This is a genomic window from Pseudoalteromonas sp. T1lg65 (genome assembly GCF_051930985.1).
In the GTDB taxonomy this organism is placed as follows: domain Bacteria; phylum Pseudomonadota; class Gammaproteobacteria; order Enterobacterales; family Alteromonadaceae; genus Pseudoalteromonas.
In genome coordinates, this window is record NZ_CP196837.1 from 3567501 (window position 1) to 3587008 (window position 19508).

22 protein-coding genes (1 of these 22 only partly in view) are annotated in these 19508 nt (G+C 43.2%); 3 read left to right on the forward strand and 19 right to left on the reverse strand.

Going from position 1 to position 19508, the window contains the following annotated elements:
• Positions 1 to 744, reverse strand: the 5' portion of a protein-coding gene (gene murI, locus ACSLBF_RS15825; RefSeq protein ID WP_440054310.1) for a glutamate racemase. 30 nt of this gene lie to the left of the window's left edge; only the first 744 of its 774 coding nucleotides appear in the window; the start codon lies at positions 742 to 744; its stop codon lies beyond the left edge, outside the window.
• Between the two features lie 67 nt (positions 745 to 811).
• Positions 812 to 1933, reverse strand: coding sequence for a DUF5610 domain-containing protein (locus ACSLBF_RS15830; RefSeq protein WP_440054311.1), 1122 nt, complete (start codon positions 1931 to 1933; stop codon positions 812 to 814).
• 157 nt (positions 1934 to 2090) lie between these two features.
• On the opposite strand from ACSLBF_RS15830, the gene trmA reads away from it, so the two are divergent.
• A complete protein-coding gene (gene trmA / locus ACSLBF_RS15835) occupies positions 2091 to 3185 on the forward strand; it encodes a tRNA (uridine(54)-C5)-methyltransferase TrmA (RefSeq protein ID WP_440054312.1) in 1095 nt (364 codons plus the stop codon).
• 23 nt (positions 3186 to 3208) lie between these two features.
• On the opposite strand, the gene ACSLBF_RS15840 is transcribed toward trmA, so the two are convergent.
• From ACSLBF_RS15840 to ccoG, 5 genes are read right to left on the reverse strand one after another with little or no spacing between them, the layout of a single operon-like run.
• Positions 3209 to 3667, reverse strand: coding sequence for a DUF523 domain-containing protein (locus ACSLBF_RS15840; RefSeq protein WP_440054313.1), 459 nt, complete (start codon positions 3665 to 3667; stop codon positions 3209 to 3211).
• Between the two features lie 47 nt (positions 3668 to 3714).
• On the reverse strand, positions 3715 to 4344 hold the full coding sequence (locus tag ACSLBF_RS15845; protein ID WP_440054314.1) for a thiol:disulfide interchange protein DsbA/DsbL: 630 nt from the start codon (positions 4342 to 4344) through the stop codon (positions 3715 to 3717).
• Positions 4345 to 4361: 17 nt separating this feature from the next.
• Complete coding sequence (locus tag ACSLBF_RS15850; RefSeq protein WP_440054315.1) at positions 4362 to 4985, reverse strand: thiol:disulfide interchange protein DsbA/DsbL; 624 nt, start codon at positions 4983 to 4985, stop codon at positions 4362 to 4364.
• A 21-nt stretch (positions 4986 to 5006) separates the two neighbouring features.
• Positions 5007 to 5981 (reverse strand): serine/threonine protein kinase, encoded by a 975-nt coding sequence (locus tag ACSLBF_RS15855; RefSeq protein ID WP_440054316.1) that lies wholly within the window; start codon positions 5979 to 5981, stop codon positions 5007 to 5009.
• A gap of 41 nt (positions 5982 to 6022) precedes the next feature.
• On the reverse strand, positions 6023 to 7453 hold the full coding sequence (gene ccoG / locus ACSLBF_RS15860; RefSeq protein ID WP_440054317.1) for a cytochrome c oxidase accessory protein CcoG: 1431 nt from the start codon (positions 7451 to 7453) through the stop codon (positions 6023 to 6025).
• A 464-nt stretch (positions 7454 to 7917) separates the two neighbouring features.
• Between ccoG and ACSLBF_RS15865 the strand changes: the two genes are divergently transcribed.
• Together ACSLBF_RS15865 and ACSLBF_RS15870 are read left to right on the forward strand one after the other, a co-directional pair.
• On the forward strand, positions 7918 to 8277 hold the full coding sequence (locus ACSLBF_RS15865) for a hypothetical protein (RefSeq protein ID WP_440054318.1): 360 nt from the start codon (positions 7918 to 7920) through the stop codon (positions 8275 to 8277).
• The gene (locus tag ACSLBF_RS15870; protein ID WP_440054319.1) at positions 8277 to 8480 is read left to right on the forward strand and encodes a hypothetical protein; all 204 of its coding nucleotides are present in this window, start codon (positions 8277 to 8279) and stop codon (positions 8478 to 8480) included. Before ACSLBF_RS15865 ends, ACSLBF_RS15870 begins: the two co-directional genes overlap by 1 nt.
• A gap of 12 nt (positions 8481 to 8492) precedes the next feature.
• On the opposite strand, the gene ACSLBF_RS15875 is transcribed toward ACSLBF_RS15870, so the two are convergent.
• The 12 genes from ACSLBF_RS15875 to gspD all read right to left on the reverse strand — a co-directional run bounded on the left by ACSLBF_RS15875 (position 8493) and on the right by gspD (position 19500).
• Positions 8493 to 9062: a UPF0149 family protein gene (locus ACSLBF_RS15875; protein WP_440054320.1), complete on the reverse strand. Its 570-nt coding sequence runs from the start codon at positions 9060 to 9062 to the stop codon at positions 8493 to 8495.
• 27 nt (positions 9063 to 9089) lie between these two features.
• On the reverse strand, positions 9090 to 9848 hold the full coding sequence (locus tag ACSLBF_RS15880) for a type II secretion system protein N (protein WP_440054321.1): 759 nt from the start codon (positions 9846 to 9848) through the stop codon (positions 9090 to 9092).
• Positions 9849 to 9850: 2 nt separating this feature from the next.
• Positions 9851 to 10327, reverse strand: a complete 477-nt coding sequence (gene gspM / locus ACSLBF_RS15885; protein WP_440054322.1) for a type II secretion system protein GspM — start codon at positions 10325 to 10327, stop codon at positions 9851 to 9853.
• Positions 10324 to 11532, reverse strand: coding sequence for a type II secretion system protein GspL (gene gspL / locus ACSLBF_RS15890; protein ID WP_440054323.1), 1209 nt, complete (start codon positions 11530 to 11532; stop codon positions 10324 to 10326). The genes gspM and gspL overlap by 4 nt, the downstream gene beginning before the upstream one ends.
• Positions 11529 to 12530 (reverse strand): type II secretion system minor pseudopilin GspK, encoded by a 1002-nt coding sequence (gene gspK / locus ACSLBF_RS15895; RefSeq protein ID WP_440054324.1) that lies wholly within the window; start codon positions 12528 to 12530, stop codon positions 11529 to 11531. Before gspK ends, gspL begins: the two co-directional genes overlap by 4 nt.
• Complete coding sequence (gspJ, locus tag ACSLBF_RS15900; RefSeq protein ID WP_440054325.1) at positions 12527 to 13168, reverse strand: type II secretion system minor pseudopilin GspJ; 642 nt, start codon at positions 13166 to 13168, stop codon at positions 12527 to 12529. Before gspJ ends, gspK begins: the two co-directional genes overlap by 4 nt.
• Positions 13169 to 13170: 2 nt before the next feature.
• Positions 13171 to 13506: a type II secretion system minor pseudopilin GspI gene (gspI, locus tag ACSLBF_RS15905; protein WP_440056251.1), complete on the reverse strand. Its 336-nt coding sequence runs from the start codon at positions 13504 to 13506 to the stop codon at positions 13171 to 13173.
• A gap of 38 nt (positions 13507 to 13544) precedes the next feature.
• On the reverse strand, positions 13545 to 14138 hold the full coding sequence (locus ACSLBF_RS15910) for a prepilin-type N-terminal cleavage/methylation domain-containing protein (protein ID WP_440054326.1): 594 nt from the start codon (positions 14136 to 14138) through the stop codon (positions 13545 to 13547).
• A 5-nt stretch (positions 14139 to 14143) separates the two neighbouring features.
• The gene (gene gspG, locus ACSLBF_RS15915) at positions 14144 to 14569 is read right to left on the reverse strand and encodes a type II secretion system major pseudopilin GspG (RefSeq protein WP_440054327.1); all 426 of its coding nucleotides are present in this window, start codon (positions 14567 to 14569) and stop codon (positions 14144 to 14146) included.
• A gap of 65 nt (positions 14570 to 14634) precedes the next feature.
• Entirely contained in the window at positions 14635 to 15861 is a 1227-nt protein-coding gene (gene gspF / locus ACSLBF_RS15920) for a type II secretion system inner membrane protein GspF (RefSeq protein WP_440054328.1), read from the reverse strand.
• A complete protein-coding gene (gspE, locus tag ACSLBF_RS15925) occupies positions 15861 to 17384 on the reverse strand; it encodes a type II secretion system ATPase GspE (protein WP_440056252.1) in 1524 nt (507 codons plus the stop codon). Before gspE ends, gspF begins: the two co-directional genes overlap by 1 nt.
• Before the next feature lie 52 nt (positions 17385 to 17436).
• Entirely contained in the window at positions 17437 to 19500 is a 2064-nt protein-coding gene (gspD, locus tag ACSLBF_RS15930; RefSeq protein WP_440054329.1) for a type II secretion system secretin GspD, read from the reverse strand.
• Between the last annotated feature and the right edge of the window lie 8 nt (positions 19501 to 19508).

Consider the following 19508-nt stretch of genomic DNA (forward strand, 5'->3'; position numbering starts at 1 on the left):
TTGCTGAATTGAACTACCTACAGGCTCTGTAGCATAAAAGTCTACACTTACTGGTACAGAGCCTTTATCTGCTTTCATATTTTCATTTAGCAAATAACTCACTCTATTGGCTATTGCCTCACCAGAATCGATCAATCGGATCTTGGGATCGACACATCGCGAGATAAGTTCACTGAGAAGCGGAAAGTGAGTACATCCTAATATAAGTTGATCGGTCTCTTTTGGAATACCTAACCTTTCAATTTCATCACTAAGTGCCAAAGTATCAACCTCTCCGTACCAATATAACTGTTCAGCGAGTTTAACTAGCTCGGTAGAATGTAGAATAGTAACTTTGCAGTCTGCGGCGAATTCTTCGATGAGTTTTTTGGTGTAAGCGTTTTTTGAAGTAGCTGGTGTAGCCAACAAGGTAATGTGCTTTGTCTTTGAGCTGGCTGCAGCAGGCTTGATAGCAGGAACAACACCAACAACAGGAATATCTGTATGTTTTCTGGCTTCATCTAAGGCGTACGTGGAAGCGGTATTACAAGCAATGACTATTACGTCAACGGATGGTTCACAGCGTTTTTGCCACTGAACTAAACCTCGAATTCTGGCTTTGATCACTTCTTGTGGTTGCAGGCCATAGGGCAACAACGCGTTGTCCATTACATATCCATAAGTCGCATTAGGCAGCTTCTGACGTATATGAGATAACACGCTGGTTCCACCAATACCAGAATCAAAAACTAAAATGCGTGGCAAACTATCTTACTCCAAAGAAAAAGAGTGAGAAGTTTGCCACGTCTGGCACTTAAAAGAAACTTTGCTACTAGCTAAGTTTATCTGTGGTTGTCTTGTGTAGCTCACTTAGCTTGTCAAAGAAGCTGGTTGCATAATCTAAAAACTCAGATAACCGGGCCTGCCCTTCGTTCATCCAAGCCATCATGTCAGGCAGTTGAGAGTCAATGCCCAAAGATCCCGCTTGTTCATGCAAATCGGTTAAACGTTTGTCTAGTGGTGCAAACAACTTTTCGATTTCTTTCATTGGATTACTTTGCTGATACTGAGTGATGGCTGCGGATGTCTTACTTTGCCTCAGATCCATATTGAAATTCGTAATGTGTTCACTATCAAGCTTAAGTGATTTCGCTAATTCGAATGCGTTGTCATATTCTCCAGCAAAAAATGAATCGCTGACATCGCGAATGTCTTTCATCATCTCGTTTATTGCTTTTTGCTCGTCTGCATTCAGCTCTCCGTTGACACTAATCGAAAAGTTGACTTCATGTGTTTGATTAGTTGAATACGCGGCACCAAACTTGTCGCCTCGCTGCTGGGCACTGGCTGCTGAGGACTGTGCATAGGCATCTGAGAAAGAAATAGTGACTTCATCTCCCTCCGCGGTAGTAAACGAATACTCTGCTTTGTTAGACAGGCTGGCAAACTGCGCAGCACTTACGGCAAACGTTTTTGGCTGCTCGGGTTCGAATAGCTCTTTTTCAAAATCTTCAAGACCTTTAAAAATCCCCTCCCGTGACTTCTCGATGCCATCTTCTATTTCATCATTAAAAACGCCCATGCCTTTTAGTTCATCGGTAGCTTCATCGATCCCTTGCATAACCCCTTTACGGGCATCATCCAGCATTGAACGAAGCTCATCGCCTTTTTTCCCGTCTACCTTGGCTTTTTTTACGGCGCCTTGTACAAAGTCGAGTACATTCTTGACGATAGCTTCAAAATCAAACAGCGGTTTGTCTTTTTTCTCTTTCGCCGGTTTTTCGATACCGAGTGCTTCCGCCAGTTTGTCGTCAAGTAGCTTTGCAGCTAATTTTGATTTATCCCCTGCGTAGCTATCTGCACCGAGGTGTATATTTGGTCCTACCCCTTTGCTTTTTCCGGGTTTGTGTTGCATCGCCGGATTCAGCAATTGATGTAATTGCCCGATTTTCATGGTATGCCCTCCATATTTCATTGCCTTTATATCGGCATATAGTTTTAAAGCTAAAGCAAAATGTTTAAAAAACCAGCAAAACATAGCAACTAAACTGGACAAATTAGCAACGGCCCCTAAAATAGCGCGTCTTAATTTTCTCCTTGGTGATCCCAGCATGGCAGTGATAAAAATAGATGAGTCAACTTACGAACAACAGTTGGCAGAAAAAGCAAATCGTATTGAGACCCAGTTTGCTCGATTCGACGCGCCGAAACTTGAAATATATGAATCGGCTAAGCGTCACTACCGCCAGCGTTGTGAATTTAGGGTTTGGCATGAAGGGGAAGATCTTTTCCACATCATGTTTGACCAACAAAGCAAGGAAAAAATAAGAGTCGATCAATTTGATCCCGGCGCACCTTTGGTCAACGAAATGATGCAAGTGATGATGGATAAGTTAAGACACAACGACATCCTCCGCCGCAAGCTATTTCAAATAGACTATTTATCGACTCTAAGCGGCGAAATTCTCGTTAGTCTGTTATACCACAAACCTCTTTCAGAAGAATGGCAAGCTGAGTTGCTAAAGCTTAGAAAAGAGTTACAACAGACTTACAAAGTCGATTTCATTGGCAGAGCGCGTAAGCAAAAAATCGTGTTTGGTAGTGACTTTGTCACCGAAAAACTAACAGTAAACGGTAAAGAATATATTTACCAACAAGTCGAAAATAGTTTCACGCAGCCAAATGCGGAAGTAAATCAAAAAATGCTGGCATGGACACAAGACATCAGCCTATCACTGGAGAACGATTTGCTTGAGTTGTATTGTGGTAATGGTAACTTTTCCATCGCCCTTGCTGGGCACTTTGATAAAGTACTCGCAACGGAGATCTCTAAGTCATCGGTAAAATCTGCTCAGTTCAATATCGCAGCAAACCAAGTCAACAACTTAGATATTATTCGTATGTCGAGTGAAGAATTCACTCAAGCAATGCAAGGCCAACAGTTTTCTCGCTTAGATGGCATTGATCTAAATTCTTACAACTGCCAAACCATCTTAGTCGATCCGCCTCGCGCAGGCATGGATGAACTTACCTGTAAGCTGGTTAGTAACTATGACAATATCATCTACATCTCATGCAACCCCGACACACTGGAACGAGATTTGGAACTGCTGTCAAAAACACATAACCTCACAAGACTTGCGATATTTGATCAGTTCCCTTACACCCATCATGTAGAGTCTGGCGTTTATCTGACCCGGAAATAAGCCTCGACCTTACGTTGAACAGATTAGTCTGCTGTTGCCAACGCATTTGTAAGCGCTGGCAACTGTTCTTCACTAAATACCGAAATGCCATTATCAACCAAAAGTTTTGCCGTTATCCCCATTCCTGAGATTTTTCTACCCGAATGCACACCATCATAAATCCAGTTTCGTCCACAGGAAGGACTAGACTCTTTTAGTAAAGCAAATTGAATGTTATGCCGTCGACACAGTGAAAGTGCAACTTCAGCGCCGCGTTGAAACGCCTCGGTAAAGTCTTCACCAGATTGCGTTAAGACTTGTTTACCATGAATTTCTGCTGGAGGCCTGGGAGTCGGCAAACCACCCGACATTTCAGGGCAAAGAGACAACAACCAACCTTTACTTTGCCAGTATTGAATAACATGGTGCGTTAGCTGTTGTGAAGTACCATCATAACGAACCGGCTTACCGAGTAGGCAGCTAGAAACCAAAACTCTATACATAAAAAAACCCCGCCAATATGCGGGGTTCATAGTAACACAGTAAAATTTTACTTTTTCGCTAAGTAATTAATTAACGCTGCAATCTGTTCAGGTTTGGTGGTACCTGATTCACGAAGGTTAAGTTTGTACTTGCCATTAACGATAAATGTGGGAACACCAGTTAGTGCGCCCTTTTCTGACATGGTTTTTTGCATACGCTGCATTTTTGATGTCTTGGTGCGTACAGCAAAACTTTGCGCTAGTTTATCGAATTTAGCACCATCTACGCCTTGTGCAACGAAAATATCTTTGATATCAGCAAGCTCATTCACTGAAGCACGCTTGCCATGAATATGATTAAACACCGCAGCCACTAGTTTGTCTTTTTCCGGCAGCACCTCTGCAATTGCTAAACCCGTTGCTAAAGCACTTTGAACCTCAGGCTTGCGTGAGCCAATAAAATCAACATGGCTTTGTTTGAATTTAACTTCTTTATCAAGCTTTGGCTTTAACTCAACAAGTAAGCCTTCCATCGCATTACATGCAGGACAGAAGAAAGAGAAATACTCAGTAACCTGAGGTGATTTAGTACCACGTTCAGCTATTACATCATAATGCACACCTTCTTCAAATTGAGCCGCTTGTGCAAATACAGGCAGGATAAAAGCTAACGCTAACCCTTTAATAACTTTCAACATCTATGTTTACTCCAGATTTATTTTTTTAATAAGTACGCGACCAGCTCATTTAGTTCTTGCTGACTTTTTAATGAACGGATCTCAATTTTGTATTTGTCGTTGACAATAAAAGTTGGCACGCTGTTCAACCCGCCAGCGTCGGACATTCTTTGTTGCGCTTGCACCATTTCTGCTTCTGCGACGATAACTGGCATACTCGTCATCGCTTGATCAAACTTTTCTTTGGGAATGCCATTCAGTTCTAACAACCGCTTGACATCATCAATGTTGAGAAAACGTTCTCTTCTCTCATGAATGCTATGAAATAGCTGTTGTGCGATTTGCTCCCCTTTGCCCTCTTGCTTAGCGATGATATAGGCATAACTCAAATTGCTTTGAGTTTGCGCTGAAGCACCACCTAAAAAGTTAACATGGCTTCTGACGAATTTAACACCATCAGGTAAATTGTCTTCCACTGCCTTTGCTACTGGCTCCAATCTATAGCAGTGAGGACAATAAAATGAAAAGAACTCAGTGACTTTGGGGTTTTTACTCGCATCTGTATTTAGCGTGGTGTAATGTTTTCCATCTTGAAAGTCTGCCGCTATGGCCAACACCGGAAAACAAAGGGCCAAAATCGCGACCTTTAATCGTTTTAACATGCAACTCTCTCTATACTATTTTTAGGGTATTAGGCTCAAACTAGGTTCATCCAACGCAGCTAGCTGCTCTTTCAAAGCAAGTATTTGTTGTTCCCAGTATTTGTCATCTGCAAACCAAGAAAAGTTCCGTTTAAAAGCAGCGTCTTGCCATCTTAACGCCAGCCAAGCCATATAATGCACCATTCTCATCGCTCTTAGAGGTTCGATCAACATCAATTCTCGGCTGTTGAAAGATGCGAACTCTTCGTACCCATTTAGCAATGTATCTAACTGCACAACTTGTTCAGCTCTATCCCCGTTGAGCATCATCCAAAGATCTTGAACCGCAGGACCAGAACGACAATCGTCCAAGTCCACCAACATCAGTTGGTCTCCAGACCACAGTAAATTACCAGCGTGACAGTCACCATGCAAACGGATCGGATTATCTACACGATACTTTGCAGCCGCTTTTTCAACCACTAGTTTTAAAATTGTGAAGAATGCAGTATGCAAATGATTCGGTACCAGTTGCGAATCAATTATCGTCTGCTGTGATTTATACAAGAAATTATCTGTATCTAAAATAGGTCGATGAACGAATGCTTGCTGTTTAGCGATACTGTGTAGCCGCCCTAAATAACGACCAAATATTTCTAGGTGATCTAAATTGTCTAATTCAAACTGCCGTCCACCGACACTTGGAAATAGGGTAAAACGATAGCCATTAAAGTGATGAAGCGTTTTCCCAGCAATTTCCAAGGGCGCAACAACGGGCACTTCACCGTGCATCGCGTCAATTGCAAAAGCGTGCTCTTCAAGGATCTGCTCATCTGTCCAACGCTCAGGACGATAGAATTTTACCACGTAGCGTTTTCGGTCATCGTCGGTAAATTGATAAACCCGATTTTCGTAACTGTTTAACGCCAACAGTCCTGAGCTTGGGTAGATATTGAGAGACTCGATCGCGTCTAGGATTAAGTCAGGAGTCAATTGTTCAAACGTAAAGTCATGCATAATTTACTGTGATTAAAAAAGCGGGTAATCCCGCTTTTTGTCTATCTACCTTTAAAAAAGTTGGTCGGCTGGGCGAGTCGATCTGATGATTCACCCTTAGAAACCAGCACAAATTCAAACTCTGTCACTGGCTTGTTTAGATCATATGGATCAATAACGACAGAAACGGGTAAATCCATGGTACTTCCAGCTGCAATCTCAAACTCTTGCTTGCCGATAATTTTATAATTAGTTAAGCCGTCAATACTCAAACTAAACTGCTGGGCTTGTTGCGCTTTGTTTATCACTTTCAAGGTATAGGTATTTTCTACAAGCCCCTCGAAGTTAACGCGATATAACTGGTTTCTGTCCCTGATAATATCAAGTTCCATGGTTTTTCGCATCGCTATATTCGCCACCAATGCGCCGGTAATAACAATTAGCACCATCAAATAACCGATCAGCTTCCCTCTAACAGGCTTGGTCTTTTCTTCCGAAGCCTCTAAATTACGCTCGGTAGTGTAGGCTATAAGACCTCGAGGATAATTCATCTTATCCATAACGCCGTCACAGGCATCAATACAGGCACCACAGTTTATACATTCATATTGCAAGCCATTACGAATATCAATTCCGGTAGGGCAGACTTGAACGCAGAGGTTACAGTCGATGCAGTCTCCTAACCCCAGTTGTTTAGGGTCTTGTTTTCTGCCCCGGGGTCCTCGATTTTCGCCTCGTTTAGCATCGTAGCTGACAGTAAAAGTATCTTTGTCGAACATGGCTGATTGAAATCTGGCATAAGGACAAATATGTAAACACATAATTTCTCTCATCCAGCCCGCGTTACCATAGGTACAAACTGTGAATACGATAATACAGAGTACTGAATAAAAGCCTGCTGAGAAAGTAAATAAATCAGGGAGTAATTGACGTATCGGCGTAAAATAACCGACAAAAGTAATGGCAGTATATAACGAGAACAATATCCAACTGGTGTGTTTGGCTGTTTTTCGCCAAAACTTATCAAAATCCATAGGCCGCTGATCCAGCTTTTTGCGCTGATTAGCTGACCCCTCTAGTTTTTCTTCAAACCAGATAAAAATAAACGTCCAAACGGTTTGTGGACAGGTGTAGCCACACCAAACTCGACCATAAAACGTCGTGACTAAAAACAACGCAAACGCTGCAATCATTAAGATAAAGGCAAGAATGGTCAAATCCTGCGGCCACAACGTCATGCCAAAAATATTAAATTTTTGTTCGAAGAGATCAAATAACACCGCTTGATGTCCATGGAAGTTAATCCAAGGTAAAAGCATAAACGCCAACATGCCAACAAACCCGATCCGCTGCCTAAGTAATTGATGCAATCCATTGACGGCTCGGACATAAATACGGTTTCTCGGATTGAAGCGCTCAGGACCAGAGCCAGGTGCTTGTTGAATTTTGACGTCTGAGGGAATATTTTTTACTTTGATTCTTTCGTTGTCCATTGAAGCTCCTTTAGTGCTTTTGAACGACGCACACTTGCTACAGTGTCCTAAATGGTTGCTAGTGATATTATACGCTTTGAGACACACCTAATGATAGAGACTTAAGTAGAATCTATGCTGGGGCCTGTTGATTTTTGCTGTTTGATTTTTGTTCCCCTCAGTGGGTTTGAGTGCGGTGCTCGACTTGCGCCTAGTAATCTAAGCAAAAGTTGAGCAACAAAGCACTCTGGGGGAACCCGAAGGGTAGCGCTAGAGTGGCATTTCCACTACGTCATCACCTGACTCACATAGAATCACTATGCCACGCAGGCTCTGCCTTGTATAAATGCCAATCAAACTGCTGCAAAAACAAATCTGAAAGATCAACAGGCCCTAAGTATTGAACAAATAGTTGCCTGCGTAACTGCAAGTTTATTACACTACGACAAGTTGTTGAGTAAACTAGATCAAAGTCGTCGTCGCTAATGAAAAAGTTTTTCCTATTTGTTGCCATTGTGGTTGCGTTTTTTACCATAGATCACCCTTGGGTGAAGACGCCAAGAGATAAGCTTTTGGGTGAAAGTATCGATGCGCTTAGTGAATCCAGTAAAGTGCAACGCAATACCACTGCACGCTACGCAAGAACCAACATTGCCAAAGCAATTGAAATGGACGCTGATCAGCAAACCTACCTCAATGAGGCATTATCAAGTGATGATAAAACTCGCCTGTTCCATCTTCGCTACTGCAAAGAACGAGACACCAATCTTTATTTCTACAGTGATCAAATGACAAAAATTTGCGAAGTGTTGGAACAAACGATCAACTCAACAAAGAGGCTATAATGGACTTTTCTGCAGTAAATAAGCAATCAGCTAAGTCATTTAACGAGCAAAAAGCATTAATAAAAAAGCTTAGCCGAGGGCAATCGGTGTTGTGCAAAACATGCCAATCTGAGATCCGAGTTTCTCTTGATCATGACAATCCAAATAGAGCTATTGCTCGCTGTGTAAAAGGCTGCACTCATATCGAGCTGGACTTGGCCTAACTGATATCAAGCTCAATCATACAGCCCACTTGCAACGGCCGCCGCTTCGACCAACTCAGCATATGCAGGCGCAAACTCCTCTGCCAGCTCACTTTGTTGCTGTACTAAGTGCTCCAAGTCCTGTCCGGTCTGCGTACAAAACGCTTGCAGTTGCTGTTCACCCAACGAAAAAAAGCCAAGTTGCTCAGTACTGACACTTAGAGCTTGTTTTAATTCATCATCTAATGAACTCGCCATGAGTTTTTCGTAAAACGGCATTGCCCCCATTAAAAAACCTTCACACCAACTCTCTTTTTCAGATAAACAGGTATCCTCATTCCAAGGTAACGAGAACCCGCTTTGGTAGACCGCTTCGGTGATCTGGTGATGCAACGCCATTAATGCAAACGCAACTTGCTCGTCAAGGCTATCGTCGTTGTGAGTAATAACATTAAGCCACTGCTCAACTTCGATGCCATCAGGACTAACGCTGACAGCAAATAGATAACCTTGTAAGAAAGCAAAATTGGTCGATAAGGCATGCGCTTGCAGATAATTTTCAATGCATGCCAAATGTTCTTCGGTAAAGTTGAATTGATACATACTCGTAACGGTCAAGGTCAAGACGGCTTACAAGTTTACAGGATAACGCCCTTCGTTGTCAGGTCTGCCTAAAAACTTAACCGCTTCATGTACATCTTTTGGTAAAGACGCGTCAGGTTTGACATTGCCCGCTACTCTAAATTGAAAGTTTGCAGCCAATGTAGCATCGGCTTGAAGACCAAGTAAGTTTTCGGGATCTACCACAACCGCAATATCACCTGATTTACAATCTAGCTGGCCGCTCAAGTCGCCAATACTGAACCAACCATTCATGCCCTTAACATCGATATTTGGTGTGCTAATGCTGCCTGACAGACCTTCACAGTATGGTTGTCCACTTTGGTATTCATCAACTTTAACAATTACACGTCCTTTAGCATCAACAGGCAAAGGTAAAGTAACCTGTTCCATGGCTTGTTCTACACTGAAGCGTAGGGAAGCATCTTCAAGAGCCAGTGCATTGCCAAACAAACTTTTTGTAAAGTGCATATTGCCAGAAATATCAGAAACCATTCTTGGATTACCAAACTTTAAATTACCTGCAAGCTTGCCAACTACCAACGCACTGGGTTCTAATTGCCACTTCACCTGATTGAGTTGAATATTATTTACACGTACTTCACTTACTTGGCCGCGCCAAATTGAACCGTTAACAGCCCCTATCTGAACTGAAGGTGGAATTTGCGTCTTGAATAACTGCAAAATCACAGCCGCCGGCATAGTGAAGATACTAAATGTAATAAAAGCGAATAAAAACAGGATGATAAGGGTTAGTGTATTTTTCATAATTATAGCTCTACCACTAATCGACTGACACGAACAAAGCCTGGTAAATCCCCTTCTGTCATGTCTAGGTTTTCAACCTTAACACCATATTGGTTGGTCAGCTCATCTAACCAAGAGATCAGCTTGTTAAATTCTACCGAATCAATCGTCAATCTCAGGGCATTATCATTAGGTTGCATTTTACTGATGTTAATTTGGTAGCGCCCACGAGTCTGGTTTACCAATTGGCTGATGTTCCCAGCTACGCTTGTTGCTTGACTCGTCTGGCCTGACTTCAAACGGGCGACACTGCTATTCACCCAGCTTACTAATTCATGATTTTTTTCTACACGCGCTTGTGCATCGGCCACCGCTGCACTAAGTGGCCTAAATATTCCCATCACCAACACAAAAATGACAAACACCACTCCAGCAACCATAAGCAGCTTTTGCTCTTGCTCTTTTAGCGACTGCCAATAATTAATCACTTGCTGCTTCATGCTGCACCTCTGATCTTAATCTCACCAACGACAAAGTCACCATCATTATTTAGCGCGCCTTGCTCTACGGTAACGCCGCGTTGCTCGAGAATAGATTTAACTTGTCCGAAAATTTGGAACTCTTTGGCTCTGGCTCTAATCCTTAGCTCATTACGGCGCTTATCATAACGCAACGTTTGTGGTGTAAATGACTCGACTTGATCATATATCGAAACAAAATGGTTCGTTAACTCCAAAAAGCCACCTTGCTCAGCACCAGATAAGCTATCAAGCTCACCTTGAATTTGCTTTTTCATCAAATGTGGTCTCACCACTTTGTTTGGAAAAGCTTGCTGGTAAATTGCGACTGATTGCGCCTGAAGCTGATCGGCTTGATGATTTAAAATGAGTAACTGTGTCCCTTTGATTGCAATAAAACTAATTACAGCAACACTTGCCGCTACTAATCCACTACGCCAATCTCGCCACCATTGTGGCTGTTTTTTCTTGGCTGCGAACATGCCCTGACGAAGCGTAAAATCAATACTCGGGATGGTTTTAGCAAAAATTGCCAGTGGCAGATCATAAGCAGAAGTTTGCGCCTCACAAATGATAGATTCAGGCATGCCATTAGCAGGGCTGAAATGTGCCAACTTTTGTATCTTTGCAGCCTTGATATAGGTATCTAGCCAAGCTGGTTCAGCTAAACCTAACTGCCACTCATTATGTTTAAACAGCCATTGCTCACCGAGTTGTATTGCTGATACCGATTGCGTATCTAAAATGGGTAAACATAACGCATCAGGCAGAAGTTTATCCACCACAATATCGGCATCATCAAAGACAGCCAACCAATTCGCTAACCACTGATGATCACATAAAGCGACTTCAATTGTATGCGTATTGTCTCGCATTCCAGGTTTGCCAATAGCTAGAAATAGCTCATCAACGTCACACGCTACTTGCTCTTCTAACATAAATGGTAACGCTTGTTCTAACTTGCGGTTCCACTTAGCAGGTAAGTCTAGTGTTCTAAGTTGAACAGCTGAAGCTGGCAGCAGCAAGTTGACTTGTCGGTTCTGCGCTTTCTCTGTAAGAGACGTGAGCTCACCACTGTGTTCTAACATGCCACTGGCAATGATCTGCTCATTTTGATTTGACCAGATCAACCAATGTACTGCGGATTGTTGTGACTGATCCACTCGGATCACTAACTGTTCTGTCACTCTATGCCTCCAAATTTGCGAGCCAGAATGTTCGCTTTACCATCTTTTATTTCGATTATTGATGTCATCATAAAGCGACGTTCATCAAACACGGCTTTCGCTCGCAACTGAAAATAATTGCTGTTTACTGTAAAAATCTTTGCTGTTTTATCTGGATCTTTGACACCTTGATTAGCTAACTCTGTGTAAAATCCATTAATGTCTTCGAAGCCTTCTTCGGGGCGGGCAGCAATCACCGCTTCCGCTCCAGACTTTGACAAACCGGGTAACAATGCACTGAGTAACAAAGCTTGCTCTGCTTTGATTGTGTTCACATTGATAGACAATTCTGTATTACCAGGAATGACGCAGACATAAGGTTGTAATTTTTCCATCACTAAAGGATTAAACCCTTTAACAACCCGCAGCTCACTGAGCGATGCAAACAAGCTGTTGGCCGTCAAGTAAGGCATTTGTCTAGACATGTATTCGTCTTCTTCTGCCCCAGAGCGATAGGTAATGCTGTCTTCGTCTACCCAGTCATAGACACTATCTGCCAGTGCCTCTTCACTTTCATTGCTGGGTAAATCTTCAATATTTTTCAACAGCTCTAATAATGCGCCGTGAGCCGCATTGGTATTACTTGCACCAGTTTGCTGCGAGCGCTGGTTATTATTTTGATTGTCTGGCGCAGCTCTCAGAGCATTGAGGTTCAAGCAGGCTTGTAGATCGGTCACTTTGCCGCTTAATGTTCCATGATCAACTGGATACGGTACTTCTTCTTTTGCCCAAGCCTGACCTAAGTGTACTTTATCGGGATCATCTTCTTTGAGCTTGACTAAACCTCTTTTAGCTAACTCTTCCGCACCATAACTGTACCATTTCGCTTGCTGTTGAGTCTGCACATTGGTCGCCTTTTGCACTTGTAGCATGAGACTACTAGCCATTTCAGCCGCAATTGTTGCTGCCAGGGCGACAATAAACAAAACGATGACTAACGCTGCACCTCGTTGTTTCATGGCAATTCTTCTCCTTCACCGCCTTTACCGCCTCGACCGGGGGTAAGAAACACTCGGCGTAAAGGCTCAGCATCTGTTCGTTGAATCGTCACAGCAATAGCTCGTGGTAACGCTTTAACCTGCCATTCTTTTTTCCATTTGAGTTTGTCATCTAAAAACTCAAATGTGAGATCTTCAACATCATCAAACAGTACCTGTGCTCGCGGCTCTGTGCCATCAAGCTGATCGACATAGACTCGATAAAGTCGCTCCAATTTTTCTTCTCTAACCCGGTATCCTACGGCTTGCAACTCAGAACGAGGCAATAAACTAATGGGGTTGGTCCAGCCATCTCTCACAAACGCGATACCATCATATTGACTTTCCAGTTCATAGCGACCATGGATGATATACGTCGGGCTGAAGTCTCCTGCTTCATTTCTAACTTCACGCTTGGTCATTTGGCTGAAGTCTTGATCCATCAACCTAAACGCTGTCTGAAATTGCTCCATTTCTGCGATAGTCTCTTCCGAAGCCTGTTGCGCATTCAGGGTTGATTCCAAGATCTGGTGTGTTGCCATCACCACTACGGATAAAATAGTCAACGCCAGCAGCACTTCTATTAAGGTAAAACCTTGCTGAGAAACACAACGTTTCATGCTTACTTGCCCTTGGCCATGAAAGTGGTCAAATCATAGATAATGTTTTTCATGTTTTGCTCTCGGGCAACGCTAATGGTGAGTTTGACAAACTGTGGGTCCGCTGTTGCTTGCACTTCTTGACGCCAATACCAAGTGACGCCTGCCATTTCTTCTTCACCTTTTTTTCCGTTAGTACCCGACCACTGCTCGGCTTCTGCTCTTACCATAACGAGTTGATTTTCTGCTACCCAAGAAGCGTAGGTTTGCTCTTCAAGTGTAGTTAAATGACTAATGTGTTGACCCGTTGCTTGCATAGCAGCAATACCCGCAATCGCACAGATACTCAGTGCGACCATGACTTCTAACAGTGTAAACCCATTAACTTTGAATGTTTTCACGCTTCCGGCTCCCTAACCAGTGCCACTGGAGCCATAAACTCGCCTTCAACAAAATAAATAGGTTCAGAGAGTTCTTTAGATTCTATGCTAAATCGAAATGCACTGGTCTCACCCGACGAAAGGAGCAGAACTTGGGGGATCTTCAACTTTTTTAATTCAAGAAAGTTATCTCCATCACCGCCACCCATTAGCTCACGCCAGTTAGCCTGCTCGAGCAGGTTGTCTTGAGACCAGGGGAGATCTTCTAGTAGCAATTCTACTTTCATGTTTTCAGGAAACTCAATGGGTTGGTAGATGTCATCAGCCTCAAAAGTTACCCACTTAGTGCCATCAAATACTAAAAATTCCAACGTTTGTTTATCTAGATGAAACCCTAGTTCAACCTGATTGAGCACCGCAAATTCAGACGCTAAGTTGATAACGCCTTGCACACGCATCGCGGCTTTTTCTAGCTCTTCTTCTTCACTGTCTCCGACGGTATAGGTAATCATATTCACCGAAAACGCGATGATCATAAGCACCACGAGGACTTCAAGTAAGCTGAAGCCCTTTGTGGCGGTCTGGCGAATACGTGCTGCGGCGGGTTGCATACAAGTTAACGTTGCTCTTCGTCGTCCCAGTTACCGATATCATCGTCGGTACCGACTTCACCATCTGGCCCCATAGAAAAGACATCGATCTGGTTCATTTCTCCTGGGCTAATCAATTGATACGGATTTCCCCATGGATCTTCAGGTAATGCAGAAATAAAACCACCTTCAGGAAAACGCTTCGGAATAGGATCTATCGTTGTTTGCGTTACCAAAGCCTCAAGACCTTGCTCAGTCGTTGGATAACGCTTGTTTTTCAGCTTATACATCTTCATCGCGTCTTCAATTTGACGAATGTCTAAGCGGGCTTTTTCTTTTGCCGCTTCTTCTTGCTGACCCATGACGTTTGGTGCCACGATTGACAAAATCATACCGATGATAACCAGTACCACCATCACTTCTAAAAGTGAGAAACCTGCTTGCTTTTTCACTATCTTCACCTCAATGCTGTGTTTTTCGTTGAAGCGCTACCAAACGTAACACCTCTCCTTTTTGACTATAATCCTACGGCTTTGTTCATCGCCATGATTGGCTGAAGAATCGCCATCACTATAAACAATACAATGATTGCCATCGTGGCTATCATCGCAGGTTCAAGTAGTTTAAGCGAGACATTCACCATACTTTCAAATTCTTGCTCTTGGTTGTTGGCCGCACGCTCTAGCATCTGCTCTAATTCACCAGATTTTTCACCACTGGCAATCATGTGTAACATCATGGGCGGGAACATTTTTGTTTGTTTCAATGATGCGTGCAAGCTGGCACCTTCGCTGACACGAGTGGCTGCTTCAGCAACCGACGCTTTTATTTTTTCATTCTCTAATACTTGTCCCGCTATTTTCATCCCTTCTAATAAAGGAACTGAGCTAGAGGACAGGATACTGAGTGTGCGAGCAAAACGCGCGGTGTTTACACTGCGACTGACCTTGCCAAGACCAGGTAATGTTAAGAGCTTACCGTCATACCAAAAACGGACTTTGGGTTTTAGCAAAGCCTTCTTAATGGTATAAACACCAATCACTACGAACGCGAGCGTGATCATCCAGTAGTTTTGCACAAAATTACTTGCCGCCATCACCCATTCTGTTGTCCACGGAAGCGCTTGTTTTGATTTCTCAAAAGTCTTCAGAATTTTCGGTACTACCGTACCAAGCAAGATAGATACAATGGCAATAGCAAAAATCACCAAGATCGTCGGGTATACCATCGCCTGAGTAATTTGACTGCGCATATGCTGACGCTGTTCGGTATAATCGGCCAGACGATTTAGTACTTCGTCTAGGTGACCTGACTTTTCACCCGCCGCCACCATCGAGCGATATAAGTGGTCAAACACATGAGGAAATTCTGACATTCCATCAGCAAGCGTATAACCCTCAACCACTTTTGACCTTACCGACATCAACATTCGTTGCAGTCTGGGTTTTTCACACTGCTCTGCAACAGCCATGACCGCGGCTTCTACGGGCAAAGATGATTGAATCAAGGTCGCCAATTGCCGTGTAATAAGTGCGATATCTGCTACCGATGGTTTGTAACCTTTGAACAGTTTGAAACCGCCAGTGCTTTGTTTTTTGTCTTGCTCAGCTGCCGGAACAACTTCTAACGGCATCATGGCTTTTTCACGCAGCATCTGACGAATTTGTTTAGCCGTATCCGCCTCTAAAATGCCTTTTTTTTCTTTCCCTTTTGCGTCTAAAGCACGATATTCAAACGCCGCCATTATCCTTCCTCACGCGTCACTCGAAGCACTTCTTCTAGCGTTGTTTGACCCACTAAGACACGACTACAGCCATCTTGGCGTATACTTGGCGAATGTTTTCGAACATACTTTTCTACGGATTGTTCACCTTTACCATTGTGGATAAGCTCACGAATGTGTTCGTCTACAATCAATAGTTCATGAATACCTGTACGTCCTTTATAACCGTTAAAGTTACATTCTTCACAGCCTACCGCACGATAGATTTTTATACCCGAGTTAGCTTCAACACCCAGCAATTCGCACTCACGGTCATCGGCTAAGTGGGCTTGTTTACATTTCGGACATAACGTTCGGACTAAGCGCTGTGATAAAACCCCCAGTAACGACGAGCTGAGAAGAAAAGGTTCGACACCCATGTCTTCCATACGAGTAATCGCACCCGATGCCGTGTTGGTGTGTAATGTGGATAATACTAAGTGACCAGTCAATGAGGCTTGCACCGCAATTTGTGCGGTTTCTAAGTCACGTATTTCACCGACCATAACTACATCAGGATCCTGACGTAGAATGGCTCTGAGGCCTCGAGCAAACGTCATATCCACTTTGGGATTCACTTGAGTCTGACCGATACCTGGTATTTCATATTCGATAGGATCTTCAACGGTCAGAATGTTACGGTCTTTTGAGTTTATTTGTGTCATGCCCGCATAAAGCGTTGTACTCTTACCCGAACCTGTAGGGCCAGTAACCAAAATAATACCGTGAGGTTTGGCAATAATATCAGCAAAATCATTACGATTTGCTTCCGTCATGCCTAAATCTTCAAGATCCAAACGCGCATTATTTTTATCTAAAAGACGTAACACCACACGTTCACCAAAGCTCGATGGCATCGTAGATACACGCACATCGACCGCTCGGCCAGCAATTCTTAAACTAATCCGGCCATCTTGTGGAACCCTTTTTTCAGCAATATCCAGCTTGGCCATTACTTTAATACGTGAAACTAATAACGACGACAGCTTACGATTTGGTTTGAGCACTTCTTTAAGTACACCGTCAACGCGAAAACGAATGACAAGCTCTTGTTCAAAGGTTTCGATATGAATATCTGAAGCACCTTCTTTGATGGCTTCACTCAACATCGCATTGATTAATTTAATGATCGGCGCATCGTCATCGGCAGCAAGTAGATCTTCCGTTTGAGGAAGCTCTTCGGCAAGCGAAAACAAGTCCATTTCATTGCCAATATCTTCCATCATTTGCTGTGTTTCTGAACTGTCACGCTGATAGGAAGACTCCAGGAGTAACTCGAAACGAGGCTCTTCTAAACCTTCGATATTAAAACTTTTCCCGGCGACTCTGCGTACTTCCATTAAAGTCTCAAGATCCAGTTCACCACGATGGTATAATTTGGTGCTGTCACCGTCTTTCAATAGCAACACGCCATGTTTTCTCGCATAAGAAAACGGCAGTCGAATAACACCGGCAAGCGGGTGCGGCTCTTCATCGAGAGGAAGCACATTTTGCGCTTCTTGCATCGGCTCTAACAAAGACGTTGACTCAACCTCTTCCGTTATCAGTGGTTTCGACTCAATCATCGCTACGCTCTTTTTGGTTCTGTTTATTCAAAAATTCATCGTAGGTCGGCGGCAATACTAGCTCATCATTCCATTCAGGTAATATTGGTGGGTTTTCTAGCGGCATTAAATCAATACCATCATCCTTTAGCTTTTGCTGCTCGCTACGGATAAAGTTGTATTTTGAGTGGCTTATTTTATTCATGCTCTTACTGTCACGAATAATGGTCGGGCGAATAAATACTAACAGGTTGCGCTTTTGCTTTTTGGTGTTGGTGGATCTAAACAGATGTCCCAATACTGGAATATCGCCTAGCAGAGGGACTTTAGACACACTTTCTTGTACATCTTCATCAATCAAACCACCTAAGATCACCATACCACCGTCATCTGCTATCACGGTAGTATTGATTGCCCTCTTGTTAACAGCGATATCCACCGCCGTTGCGCCACTGACACTGGAAACCTCTTGTTCTATGGTTAATTGAACCGCCGTCCCTTCGTTGATCTGTGGCGTGACCTTCAACTTGATACCAACTTCCTGACGCTCAACCGTTTGGAATGGGTTAGAGTTGTTATCACTAGCAGAAGAACCGGTGATAACGGGGACTTCTTGACCAACAATCATCGATGCTTCTTCATTATCCATGGTGGTCACCGATGGAGTAGCCAGAATGTTTGAATTTGAATCCGTAGAGACCGCTTGAACAATTGCACCCCAGTCTTTTTTAATGATGCCAGCAGCCAATCCATTGATACCACCTACCAATTGTGCCAACGCTGAATAGTCGCCTTCTCGCGTCTCAGTGTAAGGTGTAGCATTGCCCCCTTCGGTACCGATGACATTTTTGCGAACTTCTTTGTCTCTCGCTTGCTCAGCAGCAACCGCAAGAGAACCAACTGGTACTGTGGTTCCGTTATTAAATTGCAGCATACCACCTTCTTCAGAGATCCACTGCAAACCAAAGTTAATACCGTCACCTTCAAGCACTTCAACAACAATTGCTTCAACCAATACCTGGGCTCGACGAACATCCAGTTTCTTAATAACTTGTGTCAATGAACGCATGGTATCTGGCTGTGCTGTAATAACTAACGAGTTTGAGTCCTCATGCGCTTCGATACTTGTCTCGTCCCTATTTCTACGGGTCCGGGACTGTTGTCCACCGGTTTGTTCTTCTTGGATAGACTTGCTGACGCCTTGTAGCACTTTGACCAAGTCTTCAGCTTTTGCGTAATTCAGGCTAAATACCTGCGTGTTCCCCTGTGATTCAAGCTCTGAATCGAGACGCTTAATCAGATCAGCCACTCGAGATCTAGCTTGAGTTTCACCACTAACAATCACACTGTTGGTTCTGCTATCGGCTACCACTTTAGGAATAAGAAATTCAGGAACCGTTCCTTTACCACTATCTTGATAAATTTTTTCTACCACTTTAACTACATCATCGGCTGTAGCATGGTCCAAGCGAACAATCTCAACCCGTTTATCACCGGCCTGATCCACTGATTTAATAATATCGACCAACCGGTTAACTGATGAAGCATGACCTGTTAGCATCATCACATTCGCTGAACTTAGGTTTGTTACATGACCACCATCTTTTTGGTCACTAAACTGCCTGATCAGTGGGCCTAACTCTTGTACGCTAACATTTTTTAATCTGACAACACGTGTCACCATCACGTCGCCATTACCAAGTTCTTCAGCTTCAACCAAAGGTACGTTTGCCTTTTTACCATCAGAGCTGCGAACAACTTTAAGTACTCCACTGTCCATTTCGATAACAGAGTAACCATATACTTCCAGTACATTTAAAAAGAACTGGTAGTAAAGCTTTTCATCCATAAGCTCATAGCTACGAACATCGATGTTACCACGAACATTCGGATCAATAATGACCGTCTTGTCTAAGTTTTTAGCAACGATATTAATGAACTCTTTAACATCCGTGCCTTTAAAGTTCGCAGCATATTCAACAGCTGAAACGGACAAAGACAAGCCTGCGGCTAATAACAGCGATGCATATTTGGCTAACCCTTTTCTGCATTTAGTGCGGCGTAGCGTTTTACCCATGGTCTATA

What these genes read in the sequence shown, in the direction of transcription:
- ACSLBF_RS15830 (WP_440054311.1), bottom strand. Translation starts at nt 1,933, where the DNA reads ATGAAAATCGGGCAATTACATCAATTGCTGAATCCGGCGATGCAACAC.
- trmA (WP_440054312.1), top strand. Translation starts at nt 2,091, where the DNA reads ATGGCAGTGATAAAAATAGATGAGTCAACTTACGAACAACAGTTGGCA.
- ACSLBF_RS15840 (WP_440054313.1), bottom strand. Translation starts at nt 3,667, where the DNA reads ATGTATAGAGTTTTGGTTTCTAGCTGCCTACTCGGTAAGCCGGTTCGT.
- ACSLBF_RS15845 (WP_440054314.1), bottom strand. Translation starts at nt 4,344, where the DNA reads ATGTTGAAAGTTATTAAAGGGTTAGCGTTAGCTTTTATCCTGCCTGTA.
- ACSLBF_RS15850 (WP_440054315.1), bottom strand. Translation starts at nt 4,985, where the DNA reads ATGTTAAAACGATTAAAGGTCGCGATTTTGGCCCTTTGTTTTCCGGTG.
- ACSLBF_RS15855 (WP_440054316.1), bottom strand. Translation starts at nt 5,981, where the DNA reads ATGCATGACTTTACGTTTGAACAATTGACTCCTGACTTAATCCTAGAC.
- ccoG (WP_440054317.1), bottom strand. Translation starts at nt 7,453, where the DNA reads ATGGACAACGAAAGAATCAAAGTAAAAAATATTCCCTCAGACGTCAAA.
- ACSLBF_RS15865 (WP_440054318.1), top strand. Translation starts at nt 7,918, where the DNA reads ATGAAAAAGTTTTTCCTATTTGTTGCCATTGTGGTTGCGTTTTTTACC.
- ACSLBF_RS15870 (WP_440054319.1), top strand. Translation starts at nt 8,277, where the DNA reads ATGGACTTTTCTGCAGTAAATAAGCAATCAGCTAAGTCATTTAACGAG.
- ACSLBF_RS15875 (WP_440054320.1), bottom strand. Translation starts at nt 9,062, where the DNA reads ATGTATCAATTCAACTTTACCGAAGAACATTTGGCATGCATTGAAAAT.
- ACSLBF_RS15880 (WP_440054321.1), bottom strand. Translation starts at nt 9,848, where the DNA reads ATGAAAAATACACTAACCCTTATCATCCTGTTTTTATTCGCTTTTATT.
- gspM (WP_440054322.1), bottom strand. Translation starts at nt 10,327, where the DNA reads ATGAAGCAGCAAGTGATTAATTATTGGCAGTCGCTAAAAGAGCAAGAG.
- gspK (WP_440054324.1), bottom strand. Translation starts at nt 12,530, where the DNA reads ATGAAACAACGAGGTGCAGCGTTAGTCATCGTTTTGTTTATTGTCGCC.
- gspJ (WP_440054325.1), bottom strand. Translation starts at nt 13,168, where the DNA reads ATGAAACGTTGTGTTTCTCAGCAAGGTTTTACCTTAATAGAAGTGCTG.
- gspI (WP_440056251.1), bottom strand. Translation starts at nt 13,506, where the DNA reads ATGGTCGCACTGAGTATCTGTGCGATTGCGGGTATTGCTGCTATGCAA.
- ACSLBF_RS15910 (WP_440054326.1), bottom strand. Translation starts at nt 14,138, where the DNA reads ATGCAACCCGCCGCAGCACGTATTCGCCAGACCGCCACAAAGGGCTTC.
- gspF (WP_440054328.1), bottom strand. Translation starts at nt 15,861, where the DNA reads ATGGCGGCGTTTGAATATCGTGCTTTAGACGCAAAAGGGAAAGAAAAA.
- gspE (WP_440056252.1), bottom strand. Translation starts at nt 17,384, where the DNA reads ATGCAAGAAGCGCAAAATGTGCTTCCTCTCGATGAAGAGCCGCACCCG.
- gspD (WP_440054329.1), bottom strand. Translation starts at nt 19,500, where the DNA reads ATGGGTAAAACGCTACGCCGCACTAAATGCAGAAAAGGGTTAGCCAAA.